This is a genomic window from Fibrivirga algicola (assembly GCF_011742925.1).
Lineage (GTDB): Bacteria > Bacteroidota > Bacteroidia > Cytophagales > Spirosomataceae > Fibrella > Fibrella algicola.
In genome coordinates this window covers 239,063-252,600 of sequence record NZ_WAEL01000005.1, presented here as the reverse complement: position 1 = coordinate 252,600, position 13,538 = coordinate 239,063, and the positions used below count along the sequence as shown (strand labels likewise).

The following is a 13,538-nucleotide window of genomic DNA, read 5'->3' as shown; positions in this document are numbered from 1 at the left end:
ACTCTTTTTTCTATTTTTGCACTAAATAGATCGAAAACAGGGCTTTAGGCCCAAAAACGGCATCATAAAGTGGATTTATTTGAGAAACTCCGCAGTAATCTCGGCCCCATCGGCTCGAATTCTAAGTTATTTAACGGGCATCACTACTTCGCTTTTCCTAAACTGACAGGTGAACTTGGCCCCCATATGACCTTCTTCGGCAAGAAGATGCTCAACTGGAGCCTGAATAACTATTTAGGCCTTGCCAACCACCCCGAGGTGCGCGAAGCCGATGCAAAGGCCGCTGCCGACTGGGGTCTAGCCTACCCAATGGGTGCGCGCCTGATGTCTGGTAATAGCGACATGCACGAAGAATTGGAGCAGCAGCTAGCCCAGTTCGTTAGCAAACAAGACGCATTCCTGCTCAATTTCGGGTACCAGGGCGTTATGTCCGCTATCGAATCGTTGGTTGATCGCCGCGACATTATTGTATACGATGCCGAGTGCCATGCCTGTATTATCGACGGTATCCGGCTGCATAAAGCCAAGATGGGTGACTACTACAAGTTCAACCATAACGACATGGCCAGCCTGGAAACTAACCTGAAGCGGGCTACAAAGAAAGTGGAAGAGACTGGCGGCGGAATCCTCGTAATCAGCGAAGGCGTTTTTGGCATGTCGGGTAAAGTAGGTAGCCTGGACAAAATCGTTGCCCTGAAGGAAAAATACAATTTCCGGCTTTTCGTCGATGACGCACACGGGTTCGGTACTATGGGGGCTACGGGCGCTGGTGTTGGTGAGCATTTCGGTTGCCAGGACGGTATCGATGTATACTTCTCAACCTTCGCTAAGTCGATGGCGTCAATCGGCGCTTTTGTAGCCGCTGATGCCGACGTGATCATGTACCTGAAGTACAACATGCGGTCGCAGATTTACGCCAAAGCACTGCCGATGCCACTCGTTGTTGGCGCCATGAAGCGGCTGGAGATGATCAAGAAGCATCCTGAACTGCGGGAGAAATTGTGGGAAAACGTTCGGGCGCTGCAAAGCGGTCTGCGTGAACGTGGTTTCGATATTGGCGAAACAACCTCACCGGTTACGCCTGTCCTGTTGCAAAATGATGGTGGCATTGTAGCGGCAACAGCCATGGTACGCGAACTCCGTGAGAGCTATGGTATTTTCTGCTCAATTGTTACGTACCCGGTTGTTCCGAAGGAAGTAATTATGCTTCGGGTTATTCCAACAGCGGCCCATTCGCTCGACGATGTAGCGTATACGTTGACCGTTTTCAGCGAAATAGTCGAAAAACTGAAAAACGGCTACTATACACAGCAAAATCCGGCCGGAGTGGACGAATTGGCACAGACGGCTGTCACTGAGTCAGCCGCTGAGTAAGGGATAGGGGTTTAAGTTGTATTATTCGGTTATTTTTTTGACTGCGCTCTTGCGGTGTATGTCAGAATAACTATATTTCGCTCAAATACGCGTTTTCAGCGCATTTAAGCACTTTTCACACTTAAACCCCAATCGTATGACACGCTTTGAGGAAGTAAAAAACCTGATTATGTCACTAGAAGGCGACTTCGATAAGTTCTATGACAAGAAGAATCAGGCTGCCGGAACTCGTGTACGGAAAGGTATGCAGGACCTGAAAACAATGGCCCAGCAGATCCGTTCAGAAGTTCAGGACCAGAAAAACGCTGCTGCAAAATAGTTAGTTTTTCTTGCTCTCATTAACCAAACCCGCCCGCACACCTCAGTTCGGGCGGGTTTGGCGTTTATAGGCTGACAATCACATGTAAAAAGAAAAGTCCACACAAGTAGTGGGCTAAAGTTTCCTTTTATTATCCCTACTTTTGTGTATTGTTTAGAACTTCAGCATAGCATCTATACGTAACCAGCCTGAAATGGGACTTTTTAATTTTTTGACCAGCGACATTGCCATTGATTTGGGTACGGCGAACACCCTTATTATTCATAAAGACCGTATTGTAGTTGATGAGCCGTCGATCATCGCCATGGATAAAGTCAGCGGTAAAGTGCTGGCGATAGGCCATAAGGCGATGCAGATGCACGAAAAGACAAACGAAAACATTAAGACGATCCGCCCGCTGAAAGACGGGGTAATTGCTGACTTTACAGCAGCGGAGTTGATGATTCGGGGGTTGATTAAAATGATTGAGTCGGGCAACCGGCTATTCTCCCCCTCACATCGTATGGTCATCTGCATCCCCTCGGGCATTACAGAAGTAGAAAAACGGGCCGTGAAAGACTCCGCCGAACACGCAGGTGCCAAGGAGGTCTACATGGTGCATGAACCTATCGCGGCCGCCATTGGCATCGGTATCGACATCACCCAGCCTAACGGTACCATGATCGTCGATATCGGCGGTGGTACTACCGAAATTGCCGTCATCGCCCTGTCGGGTATCGTATGCGAACAATCGATCCGTATTGCCGGCGACGTATTTACCCGCGACATCGTGGATTACATGCGTCGCGAGCACAACCTGCTGATTGGTGAGCGCTCGGCCGAACAGATCAAAATGGAAGTTGGCTCGGCCCTGCCCGAACTCGATAACCCACCTGCCGATTACGAAATCCGGGGTCGCGATTTGATGACGGGTATTCCGAAAGAAATTAAGGTTACCTATAGCGAGATCGCTTACGCCCTCGACAAATCGATTTCGAAGATTGAGGAGGCTGTCATGAAAGCCCTGGAGGTATCACCACCCGAACTGTCGGCCGATATCTACACCAATGGTATTCACCTGACCGGTGGTGGTGCGTTGCTCCACGGCCTTGACAAACGGCTAGCCAGCAAAACCAAGTTGCCCATCCATGTGGCCGACGATCCACTCAAAGCGGTTGTGAAGGGAACTGGTGAAGTAATCAAAAACCTCGATCTTTACAAGTCAGTACTGATTTCGTAGTCTATTTGCACTAGTTGTATTGCTTAATGAAGGCTCCGCGAGGCAGGCCCTTCGACAGGCTCCGCGAGCCTGTCGAAGGGCCTGCCTCGCGGAGCCTTCATTAAGCAACATCATTACTTTCTTTACTGAGTAAAAGCCCCCGCCAAGACAACCATTCTTCCCCGTTGGAACAACTCTTTGCCTTTATTGCTCAAAGCCGCAACTTCATTCTGTTTGTGTTGCTGGAAGTGCTGTGCTTTTACTTCATTATCAACACAAATAATTACTGGAGCGCGAGTTTCTTCAACACGTCGAACCGATATGCGGCGCAAATGCTCGCCTGGTCGAATACCGCCCACGAGTATACGAACCTCAGGCAGGTCAACTCTGACCTAGCAGCCGAAAACCTACGCCTACGTACCCAACTGACAGCACGACAACAGGAACGAAGCTTGCTGAGTCCACCGCTGTACAAAGCTGACTCCATTTTCGCTACCCGTTTCGAATTCACCGTTGGTAAAGTGATCAATAACACGACCACGCTGGCCAATAATTACTTAACCATCGACAAGGGGACTGCCGACGGAGTAAAGCCTGGTATGGGCGTGATTTCGCCAACCGGAGTTGTGGGTCGGGTCCGTTTCTGCAATGAACATTTCTCCGTCATCACGTCGATCCTGCATTCCGAATTTCGGGTATCTGCCCGACTTGTCAGATCCAATGAGATTGGTACCGCCCGCTGGATGGGTAGTGACCCCACCCGTATGGATTTGCTTGACATTTCGCGTTATAAGCCCGTCAGTAAGGGCGATTCGGTAGTTACATCAGATCAAAATTCGGTGTTTCCGCCGGGTATCCTTATCGGGCGGGTACGTTCTATTGGCGTGCAGGCCAACCAGACCTTTCATGATCTGACAATCGACCTCTCGACCAATTTCGGGAACCTGTCGTACGTTTACATCGTGCAAAACAACCTGGCTGCCGAACAGAGCCAGCTTGAAAAACAGGTTGAAAACGAAAAATAGCGGTACCTACGTACGTAACGATCTACCACCGATTACATGACCCTGCGCGAAATTCTGATTTTAGTTTCCCTCTTTTTCCTCTACCTGGTTCTACAGATTCTCATTGTTAGAAATCTGGTAGTATTCGATTACGGCTTCTGTTTTTTGTACGTAGCCTGTATTCTACTGATGCCCAACGATTTCAGCCAGACTTGGTTGTTACTGCTCGCATTTGCCACGGGCGTTATCGTCGATACGTTTTACAATACACTGGGTATCCATGCAGCCGCCACCGTTTTAATGGCTTATGTGCGTCCTTTAGTTATTCGTGTACAGATGAATCAGCGTATTCAGGAAGCCAGGCTGGTCTTTACGTTACAAGAGTTGGGCTTCGCCGATTTTTTCAAATATGTGTTCGTGCTGGTCTTCATCCATCACAGCGCCTTATTTCTGATCGAGGCTGGCAGTATTTCGCTGCTATTACCCACCGCGCTGCGCACAATCGCCAGCGCACTGTTTACTACACTAAGCATTACGCTGATTCAGTTCTTCGCGCGTCGATAAAACTGCCTTCTGCTAAACTCCGTAATCCATTAGACTTACCTATTTTGATCCTTATAGTACCATTGCGTAAAATAAGGCAGGAAACGCAGGCATCATTCATTTGGTTCTGCCATTTTGGCCGGTAAACCTTTTAGTTAAACAAAGGTTTGGTTTTTGCAGTAGCTTATGTACCGGCTTCTGCCAGCGCAACATCTCTTTAAGATCTGCGTAAAATCTGGCGGCTGTCGAGGCAAACCGACTTTAACGCCTACTTTTATGTCGACAATGCCCGAAACTATGTCAGATACGACGCCCACTCGCGGATATACCGACGACCAAAAATACCGGATCTTCAATAAGGAGTTTATGCCTCATATTGACTCCATGTACAACTTCGCCTTCCGCCTCACCATGGATGAAGACGATGCCAACGATCTTGTACAGGATACGTATTTGAAAGCATTCCGGTTTATTTCGTCATTTGAACAAGGAACCAACGCTAAAGCATGGCTGTTCAGAATCCTGAAGAATAGCTTCATTAACGATTATCGGAAGAAAAGTAAGGAACCAGCTAAGGTTGATTACCAAGACGTTGAGACCACTTACAATTCAGAAGATTCGGAAACTGAACACACAGTCGACCTGAGGGCCGAGACGGTGTCGGATCTGATCGGTGATGAAGTTGCCACTGCGCTTAATTCATTACCCGTCGATTTTCGAACGGTCATTATTCTCTGTGATATCGAAGGATTCACATATGAAGAAATGGCTAAGATTCTTGACATTCCGATTGGTACGGTACGATCTCGTTTACACCGGGCACGTAACCTTCTGAAGGAAAAGCTGCGTGATTATGCGGCGTCAATGGGTTATAACGAAAATATTGACGATTAAACCGAACTTTTACGATACAGACTTTGGTTAGACAAATAGCAACAATATAACTAATTTTGGAATAAATAAAATTTTTCCAATGCAAACGTCTTTGCCAACATCGTCGCAAGAGGTACCGAGGAGTATGAAAGAATCGTGTGAACACCAAAGCGACTGTCTGAAGTTTATTCAATCGGTACTCGACGGAGCAGCGACTGAACAAGATCTTGAGAAATTGAAGCGTAATCTGGAGTCGTGCCAGCCCTGCATTAAAATGTACCACCTTGAAAAAGAGATGAAAGCTCTTCTTCAGAATAAGATGGAGAAAAGGTGCTGTCCCGAGCGGATCATTGACGATATCCGCAGCCGCATTGCTACCTTCAATTAAGCAACTTAGATTTAATACATTCGGGGTAAATGAGTAAGCCAATTGGCTACTCATTTACCCCGATTCGTTTTTTGTACCTTTACGGAAGGAATGTCATTCCATTAAACACTTCCCCACTTGGACGGTAAACTCATCATCTTCTCGGCCCCTTCTGGCTCTGGCAAAACAACCATTGTCCGGCATCTGCTCAATGAAAATACAAATCTAGGCTTCTCAATTTCAGCCTGTACCCGCGATCGTCGGGGTCGTGCCGAACAAAATGGACAAGATTACTATTTTCTTACTCCCGACGAGTTTAAACACAAAATCGACGCCGAAGAATTTGTAGAGTGGGAAGAAGTGTACGTTGGCGCCTTCTATGGCACTCTGAAATCAGAAATCCAACGTGTGTGGGATAGCGGTAAACATGTGCTTTTTGATGTAGATGTAAAGGGCGGCCTGAAACTAAAGCAGTATTACGGCGACCGTGCACTGGCTGTTTTCGTGAAAGTACCCGACGAAGAAACTCTCCGGCAACGACTTGTCGGCCGGGGTACAGAAACAGAAGACAGTCTATCGAAGCGCCTCTTCAAAGTCCACTTCGAGATGTCGTTTCAGGATCAATTCGATGTAATACTGGTGAACGATGATTTGGAAGAGTCATACGCCAAAGCACAAAAACTAATCGACAATTTCATTAATGAAGGCGTTGTTCCAGCGAAAGCAACGGTGATTTAATTTATGGTGTTTGTGACAGTCTGCCATTGCGGTGCGCCGATCAGTGACCAATTTTAACTTCAGCAACGAACCGGTACAAACCTCAAAAAACTAACCACGAACTAAATTGAAAATCGGTCTTTTTTTTGGGTCATTTAATCCGATTCATGTTGGGCATCTGATCGTAGCCAATACAATGGCTACCAGCGCCGACCTGGAGCAAGTTTGGTTTGTAGTATCCCCACAGAATCCATTCAAGAAGACAAAGAGCCTGCTCCATGAGTTTGATCGGCTTGATATGGTAGAACGCGCCATTGCCGACAATAGCCGCTTGAAAGCCACCGATGTTGAATTCTCAATGCCCAAGCCCAGCTACACCATCGATACGCTGGATGTGTTGAGCGCTAAGTTTCCGCAGCACACGTTTAAGCTGTTAATGGGCGAGGATAACCTGGAGCAGTTCGCTAATTGGAAGCAATATGAGCGGTTACTAACCGAGTTTGGGCTGTACGTTTATCCGCGACCGGCCCGTCCTGGCGAACTGGCTACGCTTTCACCTTTCCGCGACCACCCAAACGTGCGACTGATTGCGTCGCCCTTACTCGATATTTCGGCTACGTACATCCGTGAGGCCATCCGCGCCAATCGCTCGATCAGATACATGGTACCCGATGTGGTTGAAGAGATGATTGAGCGGAAGAAGTTTTATCTGTAATAATTACAAGTCGCCTGGTTTAACGATCAAAGCCGCTTCGCGAGTACCATTTGTGTACTCGCGAAGCGGCTTTGATCGTTAAACCAGGCGACTTGTACGATGCACTTATGGCGTCCCGTTCTGGGCTGACACTTCTGTTACCATGCCAACCGAGTTGACGCGTAAGGCTACGCTTTTCGCTCCTGATTTGGCACCGGTATTATTACCACAATGCGGGCCTTTCTCTACATAATATACGTAAATTTTGCCATTCCGATCAGTGATTTCATTCACATCAGGACGGCCCAGCATTTTACCCAAGTCATTGACATGAATACCTTTGAACTGGTCACGCACAGTCATAAAATTGGCCAGCAATCCCTGCCGGTCGCCTTTGCAACCACCCCGGTCGTTGCGCCATGTTTTCAGGTCCAACGTACCCAGCTTATCGGGGCCAGCACAGGAAAGCACTAGCGGTATCACTCCCAGGAGGATTATTGGTTTTATAGCAATCATCAGGTGGTGGTATAGGTTAACTAACTAAAGAACAACTAAGCTCATAACCCTTTTGGATTAAACAATGTCGGTAGCTTACGTCCGAAGCGTTTATTGTGCCTTTTTACGCCCTTGTGGAGGTTTATTAATGAAGCAATGTTGAATAGGCTAGTAACAGTGATTCCCGTAGCTACGCCTATTCCTGAAACCTTGAGTACATCTCCGTTTGGCGAACCGTACGATGATTGACGCCCGGTGACAACACTTCCCAGCGAAAAGACAAGGCGCGTTACCGAGTAGGTAAAGACGGCTAATGGTACGGCCGTAGCGATCGCCGATATACGTGCCCGACGACTCTGTTTATGAGCCCGCTCAATCGGCAATTGCACCAACGAGTCAGGTGAAGATAGCAACGGAAACAGCCGGTTTGATACCGTATAAACGCCTGACCTGAACCGCAAATGGGGTGGCGAGAAGAACGAAAACACTTCCTCTGCGGGGCCTGTCGCTGCCAGAAACTGCTGCATAGCCATAGATGAATCAACCGGTGCGACCCATGCTGAATCCCGTTGTTGGGCCTTTAAATGACCAACAATCAGGCACAAGCATAAACAGAAGCAAACGCAGTGCCTGACTGTCATACCGATTACGGCTTTTCGTTGTATACTGCCTGAACCAGCGTTTGCCCTACCGCCTTAAGCGTGTTTGAGTCAATGTTCCGCATGTCGTCTTCGGCCGTATGCCAGTCAGGGAAAAACCCACCACTCATGGCATTCAGGTGAATAATGTCGATCATCGGAATTTTAGCAATGGTGTTGGGGGCTAGATGATCATCTGTGATTGGCCCGCCGTTTTTATCAACGAAATACTGGCTGTAACCCAGTTGACTAGCGGTGCTCCAGATTGTCTGCGCCACACTAGGAGCAAATTGCATGGAATACCCCTCTTTGAGGAACGTGGCGCCTTTTGCTCCAACCATATCAAGCAACACGCCATAATAAGCAGTATAGCCCGGTTTGTGCGGATTTTTGGCCCAGTAACGCGAGCCAAGGCAGAAACCAACATAATCTATGTCGGGATGGCCTGCCTCTTTGTCACCTACGGCCTTCTCGCCATTTCCCCAATCTTCAGCATCGAAGAAAATGAGGTCGACACCTACAGTAGGTTTGTCTTTAGCCTGCTGAATGACTCTGGCCATTTCAAGCAAAACGGCTACGCCACTTGCGCCATCGTTAGCCGCAGGCACCGGTTTTTTATGATTTACTTCCAGACTGTCCTGATCCGAAAAACGGCGCGAGTCCCAATGTGAGGAGAATATAAGTCGCTTCTCAGCTTTTGGGTTGATCACACCGATGATGTTACGCCCATTGACCGTGATACCATCCCACCCTTTAACGGAAAACGGCTGTTCAATAACTTCTACGCCATACGACTTAAGCGTAGCTACGATGTAGTCACCACCCCGCACGTGAGCAGGCGTATTCGGCACGCGTGGCCCGATAGCAAGTTGCTTTTCAACAAATACATACGCCGAATCACCAGAGAAAGTTGGGGCAGCCGCCATTTTTGTCTGGGTCTGAGTCGTTTCCGACGAACTACTTTTTTTATCGTCGCAGGCTGCAGTAACCAGCGCACAGGCCATAAGGGCCAGGAAGGTTTTTTTCATGAGTAAAAGTTATCAAACCAACAGGATCAGTTTGTTATCAGAACGCTCAAAAGTACGCCTTCTGTGTGGTTCGACGAGTGAGAACTGGCGATCGTGTTACAAAACAGATGGCTTTATAAAACAACTAGGCAGTGGTTCGCTTGTTTAGCAGCCCCCAAAGGCCCAACACCGGGCCAGGTGCCAGTAGCCAAAACGCCCACACGGAGCCACCCGTATACGGCAATAACCACGCTAGTGCCTGAATAGAAATGATTGTGATAGAGAAGCCAATGCAGGTTACGAGCGTTAACAAACTGCCGCGGATACTGTCAGGTACGTTGGTTGAGACGATGGTCGTTAACTGCGGCGAGTCACCGGCAAGGGTGATGCCATAAATTAACAGGAAGCCCATAAATAGTACCGGCGATACGAACACCATCAGCGGAATCAACGCGGTACATAGGCCAGAAATTGCCAGGTTGGCAGTGGCAACCCGGCGGCTCCCAAAACGAAGTGCCAGTAACCCTCCACCAGCACAACCCAAAAAACCAGCAGCAATTCCCCAAAACGCCCAGATAGATTTGTTGAAGAAAAACGTCGGATGCAGCTGGCTATAAATGGTAAGCAAGGCGGGCAGAAAAGCCCAGAGTGCATAGAGCTCCCACATATGCCCAAAATAACCTATAATGCCTGCCCGCAATGGACCGGGGCGAAACAGCATCGGGAAAACAGACAGACTAAACGTACCCGACCGACGCACCACTGGCGCTGCCGGAATTGCCCAGAACAGCAACACACCACCTGCTCCGGCCAAGGCGCTTACGGTAAGCAACACAGTTTCATACGGTAACGATTGGCCCACACCGCGTATCAGGTGTGGTAGGGCGGTGCCTAGTACCAGCGCACCAACCAGAAAGCCCATAGCCCGTCCAAGCACCGGTTTAAACCAGTCGGCCGCGATTTTCATACCGACGGGATAAACGCCCGCCAGAAAGAAGCCCGTTCCAAACCGACTCAGTAGCACCCATCCCGACCGGAGTGGCAATAGCAGAATAAGCAGGTTGAACACCGCCGCTGCAATTACCGACACCAAAAAAACACGCGGGGCTGGGTACGTGTCCGGGATTCGATACAGGGTGTAGACCAACGTACCTGCAATGAAGCCCAGTTGAACCGCCGAAGTGATCCAGCCACTCAGCGCTGTTGTACCCAGCAACGGTTGTAGATTAGGTAGAATGGCGTTCCCCGCAAACCACAACGACGTGCCGGCAAACTGCGCCAGCACGATAACCAGTAAGTGGGCGTTGCTCAGGGTTTCAGTACGTGCTTGAGTCAAGGTACGTTTGGACAAGGCAATGTAAGCGCTATGCAGTTTTGCGCTTGTATGTATTGCAGACGTCTACTCCTTCGACTAGACGTCTGCAATAGATCAGCGTCAGGATTTACGGATCTACTTCATTACTCCTCGTATGCCCAGTCGATACGGTGTTTCATGTCGCGGATGACGAGGCCCTGCGATTTGAAGTAGGTACGTACTTGATCTACTTTGTCGTAAAGGCGTTGCGTTTTGTATTCACGATAAAGATCGAGCATGCCACCGACCATAGCCGACTGGTCGCGCGTTATTTCTTCCTGTAAACCTAGCACCTCTTCGAAGAATTGGATGAATGTCGTTTTCAACTGATTGAACGCTTCTTCGCCTAGTTGCCCCATCGACACCTGCCGCGTGTCGAGCTGGTTCACTTTTTTCAGCAGGCTGAACAAATGACCAATCGTTACGGCCGTGTTCAGGTCATCGTTCATAGCGTCGAAAAGGGCCTGCTTGTATTTGGCAATTTCTTCGCCCTGTTTTAGATCTACCTCCACCCCTTCGTCGGCCAGGTACGTCATCGACTTGATAAGCCGGTAGCCATTCACAAGCCGTTTGTAGCCTTTCTGAGCCGCTTTTAGGGCGTCGTTCGAGAAATCGAGCGTGCTGCGGTAGTGCGACTGCAACATAAAGAACCGGACCGTCATGGGCGAATAGGCCTGGTCGAGCAGCGGGTGATCACCGGCGAAGAGCTGCGACGGCAGGAACGAATTACCCAGCGATTTGCTCATCTTCTGGCCATTGACCGTCAGCATGTTCGAGTGCATCCAGTACCGAACCGGGGCGCGGTCGTTCAGGCCATTTCCCTGCGCAATTTCGCATTCGTGGTGCGGGAATTTCAGGTCCATACCACCGCCGTGAATATCGAATTGCGTGCCTAAATATTTGGTACTCATGCAGGTACACTCAAGGTGCCAACCCGGAAAACCAATGCCCCAGGGTGATGGCCAGCGCATGAGGTGTTCGGGCGAGGCATTTTTCCAGAGCGCAAAATCCAGCGGGTTCCGCTTTTCGCTCTGCCCGTCAAGCTCGCGGGTTTCGTTGAGCAGGTCGTCCAGAATACGGCCCGACAGTTTACCGTAGTCGCCGCCGTTCTTGTTGTACTGCTCGATATCGAAATACACCGACCCGTTCGATTCATAAGCCAATCCTTTGTCGATCAGCAGTTTCACGGCTTCGATCTGCTCGATCATGTGCCCGGTTGCTGTTGGCTCGATACTCGGCGGACGCATGTTGAACTGAAGCAATACATCGTGGAAATCGTTGGTGTAACGCTGCACGATCTCCATCGGCTCGATCTGCTCCAGCTTGGCCATCCGTCCGATCTTGTCTTCGCCTTCGTCGCCATCGCCAACGAGGTGACCCACGTCGGTGATGTTCCGAACGTACCTAACCTTATAGCCAATGAACGTCAGGTACCGAAACAGATTATCGAAAGTCAGGAAGGTACGCAGGTTGCCGAGGTGAACGTAATTATAGACCGTTGGTCCACAGACGTAGAGACCCACATTGGGCGCGCTGATGGGTTCGAACGATTCTTTCTGGCGGGAAAGCGTATTATAGAGCGAGAGCGGTTGCATGCTGTATTCGGTAAATAGGGTACGAAGTTACGAAGAGGGTCATTAAACACAGAGTCACGGAGAACAGAGAGAGCGGATATGCAGTACACAATTTCCTCTATGCCCTCTGTGGCTCTGTGTTTACGCTTATTTTTACAGCATGCAATTACTCGAAGTAGGCCAGAACGCCGCCCTCCGTACCGAATTCCTCCAGTTGCCGGTCCGCCTCTACAAAAACGACCCCTGCTGGATTCGTCCACTCGATGATGATCTGGAAAGCGTGTTCGACCCAAAGCGCAACAAATTGTTCGACGATGGCGAATGCACGCGTTGGGTTTTGAAAAACGAGGCGGGCGAGACCATCGGACGGGTAGCGGTTTTTATCAATCAGAAGACGCTGAAGGCTGAAAAAGATCAACCAACGGGCGGAATGGGCTTTTTCGAGTGTATCGACAACCAAACGGCTGCGTTCAAACTGCTCGACACCTGCCGCGAATGGCTGGCCGCACGGGGCATGGAAGCCATGGACGGTCCAATTAATTTCGGCGATCGCGACCGGTGGTGGGGCCTCCTTGTCGAAGGTTATGACAAAGAACCGAACTACGGCATGCCCTACACGAAGCCATATTACGTGCCGTTTTTCGAGAATTACGGGTTTAAGGATTATTTCCAGCAGCATACGTTCTACCTGCCCATTGCCTATGATGAGCTGATTGCGAACGGCATGCAACAGAAGGTATTTGATCGGGCAAAGGCAATTCTGGATAACCCAGAATACACCTTCGAGCATATTCAGAAAAATAAACTGCCCCAATACGCCGCCGATTTCGCCGAGATCTACACCAAAGCCTGGGCTAAAATTTTGGGTACGCCCGATATGACCACCGAGAAGGCGCTGGTGCTGATGCAGAAAATGAAGCCGGTGATGGAAGAAAATCTGGTCTGGTTCGGCTATCACGGCAGTGGACCCGAGCGGCAACCGGTAGCTTTTTTCATCATGCTGCCCGAGCTAAACCAGTACTTCAAGCACGTGAACGGCAAGATGGATTTGCGCGGCAAGCTGACATTTTTGTACCACAAACTGTTCAAGCCAACGAACAAGGCCTTCGGCGTCATTTTCGGCGTGGTACCTGATTTCCAGGGGAAAGGCATTGAATCAGCCATTGCCATTGCCTACCCGACGCGCGAAGCCTGGGGCGGCAAGAAGCACCAGTTCAGCCAACTGGAATTAAACTGGATCGGCGATTTCAACGTGCGCATGATCCGTTTCTCAAAAATGCTCGGGGGCAAAGTCGTCAAACGCCACATCACCTACCGCTTCCTCTTCGACCGCGAAAAGGAGTTCAAACGGCATAAAGTGATTTAGTGAGGGGGGGTGCCC

General features: G+C 49.4%; 14 protein-coding genes. 10 read left to right on the top strand and 4 right to left on the bottom strand.

What is annotated here, in order from left to right; genetic code table 11:
• The first annotated feature begins 69 nt into the window (after positions 1 to 69).
• The 9 genes from F7231_RS15140 to nadD all read left to right on the top strand — a co-directional run bounded on the left by F7231_RS15140 (position 70) and on the right by nadD (position 7,110).
• Positions 70 to 1,374: an aminotransferase class I/II-fold pyridoxal phosphate-dependent enzyme gene (locus tag F7231_RS15140; protein ID WP_085411374.1), complete on the top strand. Its 1,305-nt coding sequence runs from the start codon at positions 70 to 72 to the stop codon at positions 1,372 to 1,374.
• 136 nt (positions 1,375 to 1,510) lie between these two features.
• A complete protein-coding gene (locus tag F7231_RS15135) occupies positions 1,511 to 1,693 on the top strand; it encodes a BF3379 family histone-like protein (RefSeq protein WP_085411376.1) in 183 nt (60 codons plus the stop codon).
• 193 nt (positions 1,694 to 1,886) lie between these two features.
• Positions 1,887 to 2,912: a rod shape-determining protein gene (locus F7231_RS15130; RefSeq protein ID WP_085411377.1), complete on the top strand. Its 1,026-nt coding sequence runs from the start codon at positions 1,887 to 1,889 to the stop codon at positions 2,910 to 2,912.
• Between the two features lie 164 nt (positions 2,913 to 3,076).
• Positions 3,077 to 3,916, top strand: coding sequence for a rod shape-determining protein MreC (gene mreC / locus F7231_RS15125; protein WP_085411378.1), 840 nt, complete (start codon positions 3,077 to 3,079; stop codon positions 3,914 to 3,916).
• 36 nt (positions 3,917 to 3,952) lie between these two features.
• Entirely contained in the window at positions 3,953 to 4,459 is a 507-nt protein-coding gene (locus F7231_RS15120; protein WP_166692502.1) for a hypothetical protein, read from the top strand.
• Between the two features lie 255 nt (positions 4,460 to 4,714).
• Positions 4,715 to 5,332, top strand: a complete 618-nt coding sequence (locus F7231_RS15115) for a sigma-70 family RNA polymerase sigma factor (RefSeq protein ID WP_085411381.1) — start codon at positions 4,715 to 4,717, stop codon at positions 5,330 to 5,332.
• 124 nt (positions 5,333 to 5,456) lie between these two features.
• Positions 5,457 to 5,699 (top strand): hypothetical protein, encoded by a 243-nt coding sequence (locus F7231_RS15110; protein ID WP_085411383.1) that lies wholly within the window; start codon positions 5,457 to 5,459, stop codon positions 5,697 to 5,699.
• A gap of 117 nt (positions 5,700 to 5,816) precedes the next feature.
• The gene (gmk, locus tag F7231_RS15105) at positions 5,817 to 6,416 is read left to right on the top strand and encodes a guanylate kinase (protein WP_166692501.1); all 600 of its coding nucleotides are present in this window, start codon (positions 5,817 to 5,819) and stop codon (positions 6,414 to 6,416) included.
• Positions 6,417 to 6,522: 106 nt separating this feature from the next.
• Complete coding sequence (nadD, locus tag F7231_RS15100) at positions 6,523 to 7,110, top strand: nicotinate (nicotinamide) nucleotide adenylyltransferase (protein ID WP_166692500.1); 588 nt, start codon at positions 6,523 to 6,525, stop codon at positions 7,108 to 7,110.
• A gap of 105 nt (positions 7,111 to 7,215) precedes the next feature.
• Here nadD and F7231_RS15095 read toward each other — a convergent pair whose 3' ends face one another.
• The 4 genes from F7231_RS15095 to cysS all read right to left on the bottom strand — a co-directional run bounded on the left by F7231_RS15095 (position 7,216) and on the right by cysS (position 12,178).
• The gene (locus F7231_RS15095; protein WP_310589327.1) at positions 7,216 to 7,572 is read right to left on the bottom strand and encodes a hypothetical protein; all 357 of its coding nucleotides are present in this window, start codon (positions 7,570 to 7,572) and stop codon (positions 7,216 to 7,218) included.
• Positions 7,573 to 8,230: 658 nt separating this feature from the next.
• Entirely contained in the window at positions 8,231 to 9,250 is a 1,020-nt protein-coding gene (locus F7231_RS15090) for a M28 family peptidase (RefSeq protein WP_166692498.1), read from the bottom strand.
• A gap of 124 nt (positions 9,251 to 9,374) precedes the next feature.
• Complete coding sequence (locus tag F7231_RS15085) at positions 9,375 to 10,565, bottom strand: MFS transporter (protein ID WP_166692497.1); 1,191 nt, start codon at positions 10,563 to 10,565, stop codon at positions 9,375 to 9,377.
• A gap of 122 nt (positions 10,566 to 10,687) precedes the next feature.
• On the bottom strand, positions 10,688 to 12,178 hold the full coding sequence (gene cysS, locus F7231_RS15080; RefSeq protein ID WP_166692496.1) for a cysteine--tRNA ligase: 1,491 nt from the start codon (positions 12,176 to 12,178) through the stop codon (positions 10,688 to 10,690).
• Between the two features lie 139 nt (positions 12,179 to 12,317).
• Between cysS and F7231_RS15075 the strand changes: the two genes are divergently transcribed.
• Positions 12,318 to 13,523 carry a hypothetical protein gene (locus tag F7231_RS15075; protein ID WP_166692495.1) on the top strand — a complete coding sequence of 402 codons (1,206 nt, stop codon included), beginning with the start codon at positions 12,318 to 12,320 and terminating at the stop codon, positions 13,521 to 13,523.
• Positions 13,524 to 13,538: the final 15 nt, after the last annotated feature.

Excerpts from the sequence above, each read along its gene's own strand:
- F7231_RS15135 (WP_085411376.1), top strand. The coding sequence starts at position 1,511 with ATGACACGCTTTGAGGAAGTAAAAAACCTGATTATGTCACTAGAAGGC.
- F7231_RS15130 (WP_085411377.1), top strand. The coding sequence starts at position 1,887 with ATGGGACTTTTTAATTTTTTGACCAGCGACATTGCCATTGATTTGGGT.
- F7231_RS15120 (WP_166692502.1), top strand. The coding sequence starts at position 3,953 with ATGACCCTGCGCGAAATTCTGATTTTAGTTTCCCTCTTTTTCCTCTAC.
- F7231_RS15115 (WP_085411381.1), top strand. The coding sequence starts at position 4,715 with ATGTCGACAATGCCCGAAACTATGTCAGATACGACGCCCACTCGCGGA.
- F7231_RS15110 (WP_085411383.1), top strand. The coding sequence starts at position 5,457 with ATGAAAGAATCGTGTGAACACCAAAGCGACTGTCTGAAGTTTATTCAA.
- F7231_RS15090 (WP_166692498.1), bottom strand. The coding sequence starts at position 9,250 with ATGAAAAAAACCTTCCTGGCCCTTATGGCCTGTGCGCTGGTTACTGCA.
- cysS (WP_166692496.1), bottom strand. The coding sequence starts at position 12,178 with ATGCAACCGCTCTCGCTCTATAATACGCTTTCCCGCCAGAAAGAATCG.
- F7231_RS15075 (WP_166692495.1), top strand. The coding sequence starts at position 12,318 with ATGCAATTACTCGAAGTAGGCCAGAACGCCGCCCTCCGTACCGAATTC.